Source organism: Aureimonas sp. D3 (assembly GCF_001463805.1).
GTDB classification, from domain to species: domain Bacteria; phylum Pseudomonadota; class Alphaproteobacteria; order Rhizobiales; family Rhizobiaceae; genus Aureimonas; species Aureimonas ureilytica_A.
In genome coordinates this window covers 19,887-33,448 of the sequence record NZ_BBWM01000003.1, presented here as the reverse complement: position 1 = coordinate 33,448, position 13,562 = coordinate 19,887, and the positions used below count along the sequence as shown (strand labels likewise).

Annotated in this window: 17 protein-coding genes and 1 other RNA gene; 10 read left to right on the top strand and 8 right to left on the bottom strand. The window is 66.1% G+C overall.

Annotated features, from left to right (window positions below; all coding sequences use genetic code 11):
• Window positions 1–320: 320 nt before the first annotated feature.
• The 5 genes from AUL36_RS01445 (at window position 321) to AUL36_RS01425 (ending at window position 2,537) form a co-directional block, all read left to right on the top strand.
• Window positions 321–602 (top strand): DUF4164 domain-containing protein, encoded by a 282-nt coding sequence (locus tag AUL36_RS01445; RefSeq protein ID WP_058600827.1) that lies wholly within the window; start codon window positions 321–323, stop codon window positions 600–602.
• A 47-nt stretch (window positions 603–649) separates the two neighbouring features.
• Window positions 650–1,015 carry a cell division protein ZapA gene (locus AUL36_RS01440; RefSeq protein ID WP_058600826.1) on the top strand — a complete coding sequence of 122 codons (366 nt, stop codon included), beginning with the start codon at window positions 650–652 and terminating at the stop codon, window positions 1,013–1,015.
• A 2-nt stretch (window positions 1,016–1,017) separates the two neighbouring features.
• Window positions 1,018–1,647, top strand: a complete 630-nt coding sequence (gene bluB / locus AUL36_RS01435; RefSeq protein WP_058600825.1) for a 5,6-dimethylbenzimidazole synthase — start codon at window positions 1,018–1,020, stop codon at window positions 1,645–1,647.
• Window positions 1,648–1,692: 45 nt separating this feature from the next.
• Window positions 1,693–1,851, top strand: a non-coding RNA gene (gene ssrS, locus AUL36_RS01430) — 6S RNA.
• Between the two features lie 107 nt (window positions 1,852–1,958).
• Window positions 1,959–2,537: a 5-formyltetrahydrofolate cyclo-ligase gene (locus tag AUL36_RS01425; protein WP_062217265.1), complete on the top strand. Its 579-nt coding sequence runs from the start codon at window positions 1,959–1,961 to the stop codon at window positions 2,535–2,537.
• Here the strand turns inward: AUL36_RS01425 and AUL36_RS01420 are convergent.
• Window positions 2,491–3,045 (bottom strand): CAP domain-containing protein, encoded by a 555-nt coding sequence (locus AUL36_RS01420; RefSeq protein ID WP_062217261.1) that lies wholly within the window; start codon window positions 3,043–3,045, stop codon window positions 2,491–2,493. The genes AUL36_RS01425 and AUL36_RS01420 overlap by 47 nt on opposite strands.
• A gap of 133 nt (window positions 3,046–3,178) precedes the next feature.
• Between AUL36_RS01420 and AUL36_RS01415 the strand changes: the two genes are divergently transcribed.
• The 3 genes from AUL36_RS01415 to AUL36_RS01405 all read left to right on the top strand — a co-directional run bounded on the left by AUL36_RS01415 (window position 3,179) and on the right by AUL36_RS01405 (window position 4,986).
• Window positions 3,179–3,826, top strand: a complete 648-nt coding sequence (locus AUL36_RS01415; protein WP_062217258.1) for a glutathione S-transferase N-terminal domain-containing protein — start codon at window positions 3,179–3,181, stop codon at window positions 3,824–3,826.
• Window positions 3,823–4,644 carry a TIGR00282 family metallophosphoesterase gene (locus AUL36_RS01410; protein ID WP_062217255.1) on the top strand — a complete coding sequence of 274 codons (822 nt, stop codon included), beginning with the start codon at window positions 3,823–3,825 and terminating at the stop codon, window positions 4,642–4,644. The genes AUL36_RS01415 and AUL36_RS01410 overlap by 4 nt, the downstream gene beginning before the upstream one ends.
• Window positions 4,645–4,755: 111 nt before the next feature.
• The gene (locus AUL36_RS01405; protein WP_156418224.1) at window positions 4,756–4,986 is read left to right on the top strand and encodes a hypothetical protein; all 231 of its coding nucleotides are present in this window, start codon (window positions 4,756–4,758) and stop codon (window positions 4,984–4,986) included.
• 116 nt (window positions 4,987–5,102) lie between these two features.
• Here the strand turns inward: AUL36_RS01405 and ruvB are convergent, their stop codons facing one another.
• The 5 genes from ruvB to ruvC form a co-directional block, all read right to left on the bottom strand.
• Entirely contained in the window at window positions 5,103–6,146 is a 1,044-nt protein-coding gene (gene ruvB / locus AUL36_RS01400) for a Holliday junction branch migration DNA helicase RuvB (RefSeq protein WP_058600819.1), read from the bottom strand.
• 136 nt (window positions 6,147–6,282) lie between these two features.
• Entirely contained in the window at window positions 6,283–6,903 is a 621-nt protein-coding gene (gene ruvA / locus AUL36_RS01395) for a Holliday junction branch migration protein RuvA (RefSeq protein ID WP_062217249.1), read from the bottom strand.
• Complete coding sequence (locus AUL36_RS01390) at window positions 6,900–7,325, bottom strand: type II toxin-antitoxin system VapC family toxin (RefSeq protein ID WP_062217247.1); 426 nt, start codon at window positions 7,323–7,325, stop codon at window positions 6,900–6,902. The genes ruvA and AUL36_RS01390 overlap by 4 nt, the downstream gene beginning before the upstream one ends.
• Window positions 7,303–7,572 (bottom strand): AbrB/MazE/SpoVT family DNA-binding domain-containing protein, encoded by a 270-nt coding sequence (locus tag AUL36_RS01385; protein ID WP_062217244.1) that lies wholly within the window; start codon window positions 7,570–7,572, stop codon window positions 7,303–7,305. The genes AUL36_RS01390 and AUL36_RS01385 overlap by 23 nt, the downstream gene beginning before the upstream one ends.
• A 68-nt stretch (window positions 7,573–7,640) precedes the next feature.
• On the bottom strand, window positions 7,641–8,159 hold the full coding sequence (gene ruvC, locus AUL36_RS01380) for a crossover junction endodeoxyribonuclease RuvC (protein WP_062217240.1): 519 nt from the start codon (window positions 8,157–8,159) through the stop codon (window positions 7,641–7,643).
• A gap of 141 nt (window positions 8,160–8,300) precedes the next feature.
• On the opposite strand from ruvC, the gene AUL36_RS01375 reads away from it, so the two are divergent.
• On the top strand, window positions 8,301–9,398 hold the full coding sequence (locus AUL36_RS01375) for a serine hydrolase domain-containing protein (protein ID WP_062217237.1): 1,098 nt from the start codon (window positions 8,301–8,303) through the stop codon (window positions 9,396–9,398).
• A 62-nt stretch (window positions 9,399–9,460) separates the two neighbouring features.
• Here AUL36_RS01375 and AUL36_RS01370 read toward each other — a convergent pair whose 3' ends face one another.
• Complete coding sequence (locus AUL36_RS01370; protein WP_062217234.1) at window positions 9,461–10,210, bottom strand: YebC/PmpR family DNA-binding transcriptional regulator; 750 nt, start codon at window positions 10,208–10,210, stop codon at window positions 9,461–9,463.
• Between the two features lie 167 nt (window positions 10,211–10,377).
• Between AUL36_RS01370 and AUL36_RS01365 the strand changes: the two genes are divergently transcribed.
• Window positions 10,378–11,181, top strand: coding sequence for an MBL fold metallo-hydrolase (locus AUL36_RS01365; protein ID WP_062217231.1), 804 nt, complete (start codon window positions 10,378–10,380; stop codon window positions 11,179–11,181).
• Window positions 11,182–11,241: 60 nt separating this feature from the next.
• On the opposite strand, the gene AUL36_RS01360 is transcribed toward AUL36_RS01365, so the two are convergent.
• The gene (locus AUL36_RS01360) at window positions 11,242–13,443 is read right to left on the bottom strand and encodes an esterase-like activity of phytase family protein (RefSeq protein WP_062217228.1); all 2,202 of its coding nucleotides are present in this window, start codon (window positions 13,441–13,443) and stop codon (window positions 11,242–11,244) included.
• Window positions 13,444–13,562 lie beyond the last annotated feature (119 nt).

Here is a 13,562-nt window from a genome sequence, read left to right as displayed (position 1 = left end):
CAGGAGAGGGCGATGCCCGCCGCACCGGGCGCGCCGAACGCGCTCAAACGGCTTGCGGCCGGGCGCGAGGGGGAAGCGGGCCTCTGGGCGAAAGGCATGGGTTCGACGTCCTCCCGATGCGCCCTGCCGAAGCGGCACGGCGCGTTCGCGCGCACTCATCATAGGTTCTTCGCGCATGTCAATTGGCGCAACGCGAAGCTCCGGCGGTGGAAAAGCTTTTCACGCCCTTGCGTTCCCGTTAAAGCGGTTCGGCAGCTTGGCTTCTGTGAATGAAACCGAGCGTGCAAGAGGTTGGAAGCACGACGGGAAAAGGGGTTTTCATGCCGGACGCGGGGCCGCTGACCGACGCCACGAATCGCCTGCAAGCGTCTCTGGAACGTTTGGAGCGCGCGGTGGATCGCCGTCTGTCGCGCGACCATGTCGTGATTTCCGCCGAGGAGGAGGTGCAGCGCATGACCGCCGACCGCTCGCGCCTCGCCGGCGAGCTGGACACGGCGCTGACGCGCGCCTCGCGTCTCGATGCGGCCAATCGCGAAGTCTCGCGCCGTCTCGTCGCCGCCATGGAGACCATTCGCGACGTTCTGGCCCAGCGCCGGGGCTAGCGCGGCCGCCGTCTCCTTCCGACCCTCGCGCCCACCCAAGGACAGACATGCCCCAGATCGTCGTTACCATCGATGGCAAGACCTACCGGATGGCCTGTGCCGAGGGCGAGGAAGCGCATCTGACATCGTTGGCCGCCGATATCGACGCGCGCATCAACGAGTTGCGCGGCTCGTTCGGCGAGATCGGCGAGCTGCGCCTGTCGGTCATGGCCGCGATCATGGTCAATGACGAACTGTCCGAGCAGCGCCGGCGCGTGGCCGAACTGGAAGCCGAAGTGGCGCGCCTCCATGTGGCCGAAGAGCAGGCGGCCCTGCGGGCTGCCGCCACGGGGGACCAGCGGCTGGTGGAGCATCTCCTGGGCGTCAGCGAGATCGTGGAGCGGATTGCCGAGCGGCTGGAGACCGGGCGCTGACCATGAATTTCGACGCCGGCTTCCGGGCCGAGCTTCTGCGACTGTTCCAGTGGCGGCGCGATGTCCGGCATTTCCGCCCCGATGCCTTGCCGGATGGCACGCTGGAGCGCCTTCTCGAAATCGCGACGCTCGCACCCTCCGTCGGTCTCAGCGAGCCCTGGCGTTTCGTGGTGGTGGCCGATCCCACCAGGCGGGCCGCGATCCGCGCCGACTTCCAGCGCTGCAATACGCAAGCCGCCTGCGCTCAAACGGCTGAGCGCGCGGCGCTTTATGCCCGGCTGAAGCTCGAAGGCATGGAAGCGGCGCCCGTGCAGTTCGCCGTCTTTGCCGAAGGCGATCCCGAACAGGGCCACGGGCTCGGCCGGCGGAGTATGCCGGAGACAGCCACCTATAGTGCGGCGCTGGCCGTCCATACGCTCTGGCTGGCCGCGCGCGCCGAGGGACTGGGCCTCGGCTGGGTGTCGATCCTCGATCCCGCGACCCTGCGCGATGTTCTGGACGTGCCGGAATCCTGGCGCTTCATCGGTTATTTCTGCCTGGGATTTCCCATGCTGGAAAGCGACACCCCCGAGCTTCAGCGCGCGGGCTGGGAGACCCGGCGGCGTCTGCCGGAAAAGCTTCTTTATCGGTGATCGCGCCTCTGGCGCTCGCGCCGGCGGCGGCCTATATTCGGTCCCGGCGGGCTGTGCGGTTCGACAGGGATAACTTATTCCCCGGGGCCTTACTCATCCCTTAGGGAGCTGTCCCTGCTGCGGTCCGTGGACTGCGGCACACGGCGCCCACCTACTTTGTAGGTTCCCGGGATCGACTTTCTCATCGGCCGAGGCGGCTCGCCACTTCCTCCCTTTCTCCTTCGCTTCTCTCTCATGCCCGAGGCGCGCGCTCTTGGCCCGCTCATCGGAAGGCTGCTAAAGCCTTCTGGCCTATCAAAAGGGAGGCAGGAATGAGCGACGGCATGATCGACAAGAGCCTTCTGCGCCGGCGCATGATGGCGCTGCGCGATGCGATGTCCGCTAGCGCACGCATCGAGGCCTCGCTCGCGATCGCCGATCACACTGAGGCCGTGCTTCGCTTCGAGCCGGGAACCGTCATCGGCGGCTTTCTCCCCATCGGCTCCGAGATCGACGCCCGCCCGCTCATGGCTCGGTTGCAGGATCGTGGCGCGCGTCTGGCGCTGCCCTGTATCGTGGCAGGTGATCTCGTGTTCCGCGAACTCCTGCGCGGTGCGCCTCTCGTGTCGCAGGGCTTCGGTACGCACGGGCCGGGCGAGGACGCGCCGGAACTGAACCCGACCCTGCTTCTGGTTCCCTTGCTGGCCTTCGACCGGCGCGGCGGGCGCATCGGCTATGGCAAGGGCTTCTACGACCGCGCCATCGCGCGTCTTGCCTCGGTGGAGACCTGGGGCCTCGCCTTCGACGTGCAGGAAGTGCCCGCCGTGCCGATGACGGCGGGGGATCGATTCCTCGACCGGATCGTCAGGGAAAGCGGAGTTCTGGACCCCAGCGCATCGGCTTCTGGCTGACCAGCCGGGGCGCGTCAGGCTTTGGCGCGCCGAAGATCTGCGTCCAATAGGCCGGGCCGCCCTCGCGCAGACGTCCGCCCGCGAAGCCGATTTCGGTGACGTTGGGGTTGAGGAGATTCTTACGGTGGCCGGGCGAGTTGATCCAGCCGACCATGGCCGCGCCGTAATCGGCATAGTTGCGCCCGATATTCTCGGCCACCGTGCTCCATTGGTAGCCGAAGCGCGCGACGCGCCCCGGTAGCGCGCCGGCCACCTGATGGTCCATTTTGTTGCGCTCGGCCATGGCGGCCGTCTGCCAGGCGGCGGCCTGCATCAGCTTCTCGTTGATGCGCAGCGGCTTCACGCCATTCTGGGCGCGGAAATCATTGACGAGGGCCAGCGCCTGGTCGCGCCCGATGGCGGCCGGCTGGGTCTGGCTGGTGTCCACCGGCTTGGCGGTGACGCAGCCCGAAAGGGCGAGGCCGCTCAGGAGCACGGCGATCACAGGCAGGGAGAAACGGGTCGTCACGCAAATTCTCTTTCATGCCCGAAGGGGCGTCGCCCCGGTGATGAATCCGCCGGGATGGTTTTCGTCAAAAATCATTCCCCCTTTGCCCGATCCTGCGCTAGCTGATCGAATATCGGGAAATCGGAGCGTGCTCATGATCGAGCTGTACACCTGGACCACGCCGAACGGCGAAAAGCCGGCGATCATGCTGGAGGAGTGCGGGCTCGACTACGACCTGCGTCTCGTCGATATTTCGACCGGACAACAAAAAGAATCCGGCTTTCTTGCGATCAACCCGAACGGGCGCATCCCGGCCATCGTGGATCGCGAGGCGGGAGAGGGGCACCGGGTCTTCGAGTCCGGCGCGATCCTCGTGCATCTTGCCGAAAAGACCGGCCGCTTCCTGGCCGCGTCCGGCCCCGCGCGCTCGGAAGCTTTCGCCTGGACCTTCTTTCAGGCCGGCGGCACAGGCCCGATGATCGGGCAGATCCATTATTTCAAGAATGCCGAAGAGCGCAGCGATTTCGCGATCCGCCGCTTCGAGCGCGAAAGCGAGCGGCTGCTCGGCGTTCTCGATGCGAGACTGTCGCAGGCCGACTATCTCGCGGGGGACTATTCCATCGCCGACATGATGAACTGGAGCTGGGCGCGTTCGGGTCTGCGCGACCTCGATGCGGCCGCGCGCTTTCCCGCGCTCGCCGCCTGGGTGGATCGCGTCGGTGCGCGCGCTGCCGTGAAGGCGGCTCTGGCCCGATTGCAGGATGCCAAACTCGCTGCCGCCGAAAGGGCGTCCAACGCATGAGATTTCTGTTTCTGGGTGACATGGTCGGCCGCACCGGCCGCATGGCGGTCTTTGAAAAGCTGCCGCGGCTGATCGCCGACTGGAAGCTCGATTTCGCCGTCGTGAACGGCGAAAACGCGGCCGGCGGCTTCGGCGTCACGGAAGATATCTTCGAGGACACGATCAGCGCGGGCGCCGATGTCATGACGACCGGCAACCATGTGTTCGACCAGCGCGAGGCCCTGGTCTTCGCCGCGCGGCAGGACCGTTTCCTGCGCCCGGCCAATTATCCGCCGGGCACGCCCGGCAAGGGCTCGGGCTTCTATGAGGCGCGCAACGGCGCACGCGTGCTCGTCGCCAATCTCATGGGCCGCGCCTTTATGCACCCCGAACTGGACGACCCGTTCCGCGCGGCGGGCGAGATCGTCTCGGCCTGTCCGCTCGGCGAGCAGGCCGACGCCATCATCATCGACATGCATGCCGAGGCGACGAGCGAGAAGCTCGCCATGGGCCATTATCTCGACGGGCGCGTGTCGGTCGTGGTGGGCACGCACACGCATGTCCCGACGGGCGATCACCAGATCCTCGTCAACGGCACGGCCTATCAGTCGGACGCCGGCATGTGCGGCGATTATGATTCCTCGCTCGGCATGGAGAAGGAAGAGCCGCTGAACCGCTTTCTGACGCGCATTCCGCGCGGGCGCTTTGAGGCGGCGAGCGGCCCGGCGACGATCTGCGGCCTCGCGGTGGAGATTTCCGACCGCACGGGGCTCGCCGAAAAGGTGTCGGCCGTGCGGATCGGGCCAAGGCTCGAAGAGGTCGTCCCCAGCTTCTGGTAGCCAAGCGGCAGCCCTTGGGCGGGAGCGCCCTATTGGCGCCCCGAACGCCGTGTCTTGTGCAATGCGGGACAGAGGCGCGGCAGCGCCAGCACGTTTTGTGGCCGGGGGTCTATGCCATTCAAACGTCGTCATCATGTCGTGGGTCTGTTGCTGGCTGGGATCGGGTTCGCGACCTCGACTCCCGGCGCGCTCCATCTGCATCTTCATCCCGGCGCCAAGCTTCGCTCGTCCGCCGTCGTGCAACTCGATGACGACGTGGACCGCGAACCGGGCGCGGCTCTGTTCGAGCGCGACCGGGAGGAGCGGGACGATGACCCCAATGCCCGCGAAAGCGAGGGGTGAGGGGCAGGCGACCTCAAACTGCCATGCTGGGCTGTACGAATCCGCCGCTGCTTCTCGGGCACTGGCCTCCGCGCCCCGTCGAGCGAACCCGGCTCCGCGTTGACGCCTTGCCCGTCTCAGTCTTCGTCGCCGCTTTCGAACAGACTCGACTGCACGCCTTGATAGGTCGCCGGGACCGCCAGCCCGAGATGCCGGAAGGCGTGCTGGGTCAGGAGGCGTCCGCGCGGGGTGCGCTGGATGAAGCCCTGTTGAAGAAGATAGGGCTCCACGATGTCCTCGATCGCGTCGCGCGGTTCCGACAGGGCAGCAGCGATCGTCTCGATGCCGACCGGGCCGCCGCCGAAATTCAGGGCGATCAGGTCGAGATAGCGCCGGTCGAGCTGGTCGAGCCCGAGCGAATCCACGTCCAGCCGCGTGAGCGCCTCGTCGGCGGTGCGCCGGTCCACGATCTCGGCGCCGGCCATGGTTGCGAAATCGCGCACGCGGCGCAGCAGACGGCCGGCGATGCGGGGCGTTCCGCGCGCGCGCCGCGCGATTTCCCGCGCGCCGTCCTCGCTCATGGGAAGGCTCATCAGCCGCGCGCCGCGCTTCACGATATGTTCGAGCTCGTCCACCGTGTAGAAATTCAGGCGGACGGGAATGCCGAAGCGATCGCGCAGGGGCGTGGTCAGTAGGCCGAGACGGGTCGTCGCCGCCACCAGCGTGAATTTCGACAGATCGATCTTCACCGAGCGTGCCGCCGGCCCTTCGCCGATAATGAGATCGAGCTGGAAATCCTCCATGGCGGGATAAAGGATTTCCTCCACTGCCGGGCTCAGCCGGTGAATCTCGTCGATGAAGAGAACGTCTCGCTCTTCGAGATTGGTCAGAAGCGCGGCGAGGTCGCCCGCCTTGGCGATGACCGGGCCGGAGGTTGAGCGAAAATTGACGCCGAGTTCCTTGGCCATGATCTGCGCCAGCGTCGTCTTGCCCAGGCCCGGCGGGCCGACGAAGAGCACGTGATCGAGCGCCTCGCCGCGCGTCTTGGCCGCTTCGATGAAGATCTTCAGGTTGGCGCGCGCCGCCGCCTGCCCGACGAAATCGTCCAGCCGCTGCGGCCGCAGCGTGCTATCGACGTCTTCGCCGCGCTTTTCAGGAGTGATCAGGCGGTTGTCGCTCATGGGTCGGGTCCGTTCCGCGTCGGCCCGAAGGGCAGGGCGGGCTTGCGATGAGAGCATGTCCGGGGGGCGGTAGGACCCCGCCATCGGATCATGCGGTAAAATCAAAGGCCCCGGATCGCTCCGGTCAACCGGCGCCCTAGCGGCTGAGCGCCTTCAGGCCGAGCCGGATCAGGGCGGTTGAGGCTGCGTCCTCGCCGGCTTCCCTGAGGGCTGTCGCGATGGCGCTCGCCGCCTGCTCACGCGAATAGCCGAGATTGACCAGCGCCGACACCGCATCCGCCACGGGGGCGGGCGCGACACCCTCGCCAATGTCGCGCTTGAGGCCGAGCGACTCTTCACCCGCCGCACCCGAAAAGGCCGGAACCTTGTCTTTCAACTCGGCGACGATGCGCGCGGCAACCTTCGGCCCGACGCCCGGCGCGCGCGAGACGGTCGCGCGGTCCTGCAAGGCGACGGCATTGGCGAGGTCGCCCGGCGTCAGCGTGCCGACCACGGCCAGCGCCACCTTGGCCCCGACGCCCTGCACGCTCTGGAGCAGGCGGAACCATTCGCGCTCGGCCTTGGTGGCGAAACCATAGAGGCGGATCATGTCCTCTCGCACATAGGTCTCGATGAAGAGTTCGGCCGCTTCGCCGCGCCCCGGCAGTTGCGCCAGCGTGCGCGCCCCGCAGAAGGCGACATAGCCGACGCCATGCACGTCCACCGTCACGCTTTCCTCGTCCGCTTCGTCCACGGTGCCTTTGAGCTTGCCGATCAAGGATGCGTCTCCGGGCAGATGATGGTGAGGTCGGGAAAATAGGCGCGGTAGCGGCTGGCATCGCGCGTCAGGAGGCGATGACCGGCGGTTTGGGCATGAGCGCCGATCAGGAAGTCGGGCAGGGTGCGGTCGCGTCGTCCGCCGCGTCGGCGGTAAAGCGTTTGAGCCTGCCCTGCGGGATAGGCGGCTTCGAATGGCAAGGGCTCATAGACGAAGCCGAAGGGACGCAGAATGGTCACGAGCATCTGTTCGTCCTGATATGGCTGCGAGATTTCCGCCCAGGCAACGGCACTCATGTAGAGAGGGCCGCGCAGCGCCGCGTCGTGAAGATACGTGGCCGACCAGTCCTGATGCTCCGGCAGGGAGCGCGGATTGAGAATGTCGATCAGGATGTTGGAATCAACGAGGGTCGAGATCGTCACGCGGTCCCCGGATTGTGTCCATGTACTCATCCGTCGTCAGGCCATCGAAATCGCGCGATCCACGCATGGCGGCGATCGCCTTGCTGATTTCTTCCCGACGGGTTTGCGAGTCGTGAACAGCTTCACCTCGCACAAGCTCGACGAAGTCACCGCGATCCACGAAAGCGACTTCGCTCCCAGGACCGATGCTGAGCTTGTCCCGGATCGGCTTGGGGATCGTCACCTGCCCCTTTTCCGTCACGCGCATGAGCCGATCCCCGTCAAGTAATACCTTGAAGTATTACCTATAATGGCGGGGTGAACAAGTCAAGAACATCACAGGCCCGCAAAGGCCGCGCGCGCTTGCGCCGACTGGCGATGATGGGTGTGGCAGATGGCGATGGCGAGCGCGTCGGCCGCATCGTCCCCCTCGAACGTAGCGCGGGGCATCAGCACTTTCACCATCATATGAATCTGCGCTTTCTCGCCATGACCAACGCCGATCACCGCCTTCTTGACGGCGTTCGGCGCATATTCGGCGACAGGCAGGCCGGCGAGCGCGGGAACGAGCAGGGCGATGCCGCGTGCCTGACCGAGCTTCAGGGTCGCGACGGCATCCTTGTTGACGAAGGTCTGCTCCACCGCCGCCTCGTCCGGCAGGTGATGATGGATCACGGCCGAGAGCCCATCGTAGAGCTGCCGCAGGCGGGAAGCGAGGTCCATCTTGGCGTCCGACGTGACCGTGCCGCTCGCCACGAAGCGCAGCGAGTTGCCGAGCGTTTCCACCACGCCCCAGCCGGTGCGGCGAAGGCCGGGATCGATTCCGATGATCCTGATGGTCCGCTCCTGCAGCATGATCCTGTCTCCGCCTTGCCTAACGGATTCTGGATTTAAAGACAAAGAGTGAACGGATCGAAAACGAAGCGGAACGGCTCCGGGATCAAGTTGCGGTGACGCGCCCTGTCGGGCAGGCTCACCCGTCTCCATCTGACGAACATGATCTCGAAAATCGCTTTGGCGCTCGCTCTCTCTGGCGGGCTTCTTTCCTCACCCGCCCTTGCGCAGGAGAGGCCGCCGGGCTCCGAGCCCTCGGCCGTACCTGCCGATGCGCGAGGCGCTGTGCCGCCGAGCCCGACCGCCCCGAGCTTCGAAGCGGTATGGATACGGGCCGAGGCGCTCGAGCCGCTCGAAACGCTGCTGATCGCGCAGGGCGGCGAGACCTTGCTCGATCAGGGCTTTCGCGGCAACCGGACCGACCGGGCGACCAACATCAAGTCGGCGTCGAAATCCGTGATCGCCGCACTCGTCGGCATCGCCATCGACAAGGGCGCGATCAAAGGGACGGACCAGTCGATCGCGGATTTTCTGCGGGCCGACTTTCCCGCCGATCCCGATTCGCGCCTGAACCAGATCACGGTCGGCCATCTCCTGTCGATGCAGGCCGGGCTGGAGCGCACTTCGGGCGGGAATTACGGGGCCTGGATTTCCTCGCGAAACTGGGTTCGCGATGCGCTGCGCCGGCCCTTCGTCACCGATCCCGGCGGGCCGATGCTTTATTCCACCGGCTCCACCCATCTTCTCTCGGCGATCCTGACCAAGGCGACCGGGCGCTCGACGCTTCAATTGTCGCGCGACTGGCTGGGGCCGGCGGGCGTGCGGGTGAGCGATTGGGAGCGCGATCCGCAAGGCATCTATCTCGGCGGCAACCAGATGGCCATGACGCCGCGCTCGCTTCTGGCCTTCGGCGAACTCTACCGGCGCGGTGGGGTGAATGCAGCGGGTGAGCGCGTTCTGTCGGAGGCGTGGATCGAGCAGAGCTGGACGCCGCGCACCACCTCGCGTTTCCATGACGGGCGCTATGGCTATGGCTGGTTCATCGACCGCTTCGCAGGCCATGAAGGCTTCTATGGCTGGGGTTATGGCGGGCAGATGATCTACGTCATCCCCGACCTTGAGCTGACCGTCGCCATCACTTCGGACGAAGGCCAGCCCTCGGCGCGCTCGGGCTATGTGGCCGATCTTCATCGGCTCGTGTCGGAGACGATCGTGCCTGCGGCGCAGGCGCGGCTCACGCCGACGCCGCCCAAAAGCTGAGCCACGAAAAAGGCCGCGCGGCGTGGCGCCGGCGCGGCCTTTGAACTCGCATGCGGAAGACGTCAGGCGGCGGAGAGCTTCGCCATGACCTCTTCGTCCACTTCGAAATTGGCGTAGACGTTCTGCACGTCGTCATCGTCTTCGAGATTGTTGATGAGGCGCAGGACGCTCTGCGCCTTTTCCTCGTCCACCGGCACGCCGGTCTGCGGGCGCCAGATGATCTTGACGCTCTCGGCTTCGCCCAGCGTCTTTTCGAGGGCGGCCGACACGTCGCCGAGGTCGGCGAAGGCGGTGAGGATGCGGTGGCCGTCCTCGTCGCTCGCCACATCGTCCGCGCCCGCTTCGATCGCCGCTTCCATCACCTTGTCGGCATCGCCGACCTTGGCGGGATAGACGATCTCGCCGATGCGATCCCACAGGAAGGAGACCGAATTGGTTTCGCCGAGCGCACCGCCCGACTTGGTGAAGTAGGAGCGCACATTGGAGGCGGTGCGGTTGCGATTGTCGGTCAGCGCCTCGACGATGACGGCGACGCCGCCCGGGCCATAGCCCTCGTAGCGGACCTCGTCATAGTTCTCGGTATCGGCGCCCGAGCCCTTGGAGATGGCGCGCTGGATATTGTCCTTGGGCATGGACTGCGCCTTAGCGTTGTTAATCGCCAGGCGAAGACGCGGGTTCATGTCGGGATCGGGCGTGCCGCTCTTGGCCGCCACGGTGATTTCGCGCGCCAGCTTGGAGAACATCTTGGAGCGCACGGCGTCCTGCCGGCCCTTGCGATGCATGATGTTCTTGAATTGGGAATGACCGGCCATCGGGGCACCTGTCTCGTCAAGATTTCAGATGAATGAAGGTTCTATAGGTTTTCGCGCCGCCATCGTCCAGCTTCGGCAAGGGTCGCGCTCGCGGGAATATGACTTGGCCGGAATATCCCAAGCGATAAGCTCGCAGAAGCAAATGCCTCCGTCCGAAAGGTGACGCGATGCGACGGCTTCTTCTGGCTCTGCCTCTTCTCTGGCTATCTTCGGGCGCGATGGCTCAAGACCGGGAGGAGACGCCGAGCACATGCCTTGCCATCGCCGAGCGCGCCGGGGTCCGTTACGCCTCCTTGGACGCGCCCTATCGCGTGGCCGCGCGCGAGCGGGGCGAGGTGCGCATCACCTATGTCCATCACGCGACCTATCTGATCGAGAGCGGGGAGGGGGTGCGCGTCGCCACCGACTATGCCGGCTTTTCCGGCGAGGGCCGTGTGCCCGACGTCGTGACGATGAACAAGGCGCATTCGACCCACTACACCGAGTTTCCCGATCCCGGCATCGGCACGGTGCTGCGCGGCTGGAATCCGGCGGGCGGGCCGGCCCAACACAACGTCACCGTGGGCGATGTCCTGATCCGCAACGTGCCGACCGACATCAACCGCTTCGGCACGTTCGAGGCGGACGGCAATTCCATCTTCATCTTCGAGGTGGCGGGCCTGTGCATCGGCCATCTCGGACATCTCCACCATCAGCTGACCGAGGACGATTACGCCGCGATCGGCCGGCTCGACGTGTTGATGGTGCCGGTGGACGGGTCCTGGACCCTGAGCCAGAAGGGCATGGGCGAGATCGCCGCGCGGCTCCATTCGTCTGTCGTGCTGCCGATGCACCGCTTCAGGACGCCGATCGAGCGCTTTCTGGAGCAGATTCCCGATTTCGTCGTGGATCGGCGGGCCGAGGCTTCGCTGACACTCTCCGCCCGAACCTTGCCGAAAGTGCCGACCGTGATCCTGCTCAGCGGCGTTTGACCGCCCCACGTAGAGGCCGGCGGGTGATCCACCGGCCCCTTTGCCTCGCGGGCCTCGACCTCACTTCTTGAGCGAGGCGGCCTTGTCGTTGACATTGCCGATCTTGAGAAACAGCGTCTCGCCCGAGGACTCATCCACGCCGTCATTGTCGGTGACGATGGTCATCTCGCCCTTGGCGTCGATGGCCAGACCCTCGACCTTGTCCACGACATAGCCATGGGTCGCCTCGGCGAGGATGGGCACGAGATCGCGCACGGTCTCCTTGCTCACGACGGCCAGCTTGTCGCCGAGCGGGGCGGGCTTGAGTTCCGACAGGGGAACGCGCGTCACGGCCTTGAGCTTGGCCTTGTCGCCGATCTGGTTGTCGCGCTCGATGAAATAGGCATGGTCGCCGTGGACGGTGATCTCCGACAGGCCGTTCCATGCGCCCTCGGCCGGCTTGTCGAGGGGATAGAGCACCGCGCCCCACTCCTTGGTCGCCGGGTCATAGGCAAGAAGCTTGGTCTCGTTCTTGGGATCGTCCTTCCAGGGGCGCTGGATGGCGAGCCAAACCTTGCCATTGGCGAGCGCCACGCCCTCCGCGCCGAAGCGCGTCTGCGACTCCAGAAGCTTTTCCGGGAAGGCGATCTCTTCGAGGATGGCGCCCTTGCCGTCCACGTGGAGCAGCAGATGCGGCACCTCCTTTTCCGGGTTGCCTTCGCTGCCGAGCCAGAAGCCGCCCTGGCCGTCCGGCGTCAGGCTTTCCAGGTCGAGCTTGGCGGCGGGCTTGCCGTCCCGCGTCACGTTCAGGGCAGAGACGATGCGCGCGGGCTTGGTCGCGGCGTCGATCATGTAGATGCGCGGCATCTTGCCATAGACGCTATCGCTGACCGACCAGAACTGGTTCGGCCTGCCCTCGATGGCGGCGAGCGCCGAAAGCGCGCCGAAGCCGATCGGGTTGCCGGCCTTGTCGTCGATCGAGACGATGGTCGGATAGGCCTTCTCGCCCTCCGCCCGCTCGTAGATCATGACATGCGAGCGCGCGCCGCCGTCCTTGCCGAGATCGGCCTCGTTGGCGGTGACGAGAAGGTTGCGGGCGGGGATCGTCACCGCGCCTTCGGGCGAGATGCCGGACGGCAGGATCTGCATCAGTTCCGGCGCGGCGCCGGTGTCGCGATAGACGGCGACCACCGAACCGCGCTCGGCCAGAACGAAGAGATAGTCCTGCCCGCCGAACGTGCCCTTGGCGAGGCCCTCGGGTTCGATGCCCTTCTTGTCGGCGCGCTTTTCGGGGAAGTGGCCCATGCGCGCGACCTCGCGCTCCAGCGTCGCGCCCGACTCGTAGGACACGCTGCCGTCATGATTGAAGATGGTGAAGCCGCGCGTGCCGCCCTTCCAGTCGCCCTCGTCGGCGGCGGCGATGCGCCCGTCCTTCAGCCATTTCACGGCGTCCGGCTCGCGCGGGCGCGCCTCGATCTTGCCCGTGAAGTCGAGCTTGCCGTCCTTCTCGGCATCGACGCCTTCCAGCGCGACGCTGCCGGCCGGGAAATGGCCTTTGATCTTGCCGCTCGCCCCGTCCACGATGACGATGTGGTTGTTTTCCTGAAGTGAGACGACGACTTCGTTCTGGTCGTTGATGTCGACAAATTCGGGCTCGGGGTCTTCGGGAGCGATGGCCGCCAGGCCCGTCATGTCGACGCGCCGCAGGTTGGCGCAGTCCGGCGTGCCGTCCTTCAGCGGCACCAGCGCGAGATATCCGGCGGGCATCTGGGGCAGGGCGCCGTCATTGACCTTCTCGTCCCGCTCGTTCTCGATCGCGACGGCCGCGAAGCTGCGGTCGGGCGACACGGCGACGCTGTCGGGCTGGCCGCCGAGATCGCAAGCCGCGCCGATCGCATGGCCGGCGAGATCGACCGCGACGAGACGCCCGCTCGGATTGGCCTTGTTCTCCGAGGTGTTGAGCGCCACCAGAACGTTGCCGCGCGCGACCGCCACCGAGGTCGGCTCGCCGTCGAGCTTGAGATAGCCGGCGGGTTTTGGCACATGGGCGTCCGTGATGTCGATGAAGCCGATGCCGCCATGCGGACTGTCGGAATAGACGAGGGTCATGCCGTCTTCGGAGGCGGTGACGATCTCGGCCGATGTCGGGACCTCGCCCGCCGTTTCCTCCGGCAGGTTGGCGGCGACCGGAAAGGCGGCGACGCGGTTGAAGACGGGCTCCGCGAGAGCGGGCAGCGCCGTCGAGGCGAGAAGCGCCAGCGAGATGGCAAGACGGGTCGGCATGGGACACTCCGGTTCCGATGGTCTGACGTCCCTCGCGGTCAAGCATCCGGGCATGACGGCGGGGTGACATGTCCATGACGGCGCGATGACAGATGGCCGCCGCGCTGGCATCCCGATCA

Bases quoted from the DNA above. Each gene is read 5' to 3' on its own strand.
- AUL36_RS01405 (WP_156418224.1), top strand. From the start codon at position 4,756: ATGCCATTCAAACGTCGTCATCATGTCGTGGGTCTGTTGCTGGCTGGG.
- AUL36_RS01445 (WP_058600827.1), top strand. From the start codon at position 321: ATGCCGGACGCGGGGCCGCTGACCGACGCCACGAATCGCCTGCAAGCG.
- AUL36_RS01375 (WP_062217237.1), top strand. From the start codon at position 8,301: ATGATCTCGAAAATCGCTTTGGCGCTCGCTCTCTCTGGCGGGCTTCTT.
- ruvB (WP_058600819.1), bottom strand. From the start codon at position 6,146: ATGAGCGACAACCGCCTGATCACTCCTGAAAAGCGCGGCGAAGACGTC.
- ruvC (WP_062217240.1), bottom strand. From the start codon at position 8,159: ATGCTGCAGGAGCGGACCATCAGGATCATCGGAATCGATCCCGGCCTT.
- AUL36_RS01365 (WP_062217231.1), top strand. From the start codon at position 10,378: ATGCGACGGCTTCTTCTGGCTCTGCCTCTTCTCTGGCTATCTTCGGGC.
- AUL36_RS01360 (WP_062217228.1), bottom strand. From the start codon at position 13,443: ATGCCGACCCGTCTTGCCATCTCGCTGGCGCTTCTCGCCTCGACGGCG.
- AUL36_RS01370 (WP_062217234.1), bottom strand. From the start codon at position 10,210: ATGGCCGGTCATTCCCAATTCAAGAACATCATGCATCGCAAGGGCCGG.
- AUL36_RS01410 (WP_062217255.1), top strand. From the start codon at position 3,823: ATGAGATTTCTGTTTCTGGGTGACATGGTCGGCCGCACCGGCCGCATG.
- AUL36_RS01425 (WP_062217265.1), top strand. From the start codon at position 1,959: ATGAGCGACGGCATGATCGACAAGAGCCTTCTGCGCCGGCGCATGATG.
- AUL36_RS01415 (WP_062217258.1), top strand. From the start codon at position 3,179: ATGATCGAGCTGTACACCTGGACCACGCCGAACGGCGAAAAGCCGGCG.
- AUL36_RS01440 (WP_058600826.1), top strand. From the start codon at position 650: ATGCCCCAGATCGTCGTTACCATCGATGGCAAGACCTACCGGATGGCC.
- AUL36_RS01385 (WP_062217244.1), bottom strand. From the start codon at position 7,572: ATGCGCGTGACGGAAAAGGGGCAGGTGACGATCCCCAAGCCGATCCGG.
- bluB (WP_058600825.1), top strand. From the start codon at position 1,018: ATGAATTTCGACGCCGGCTTCCGGGCCGAGCTTCTGCGACTGTTCCAG.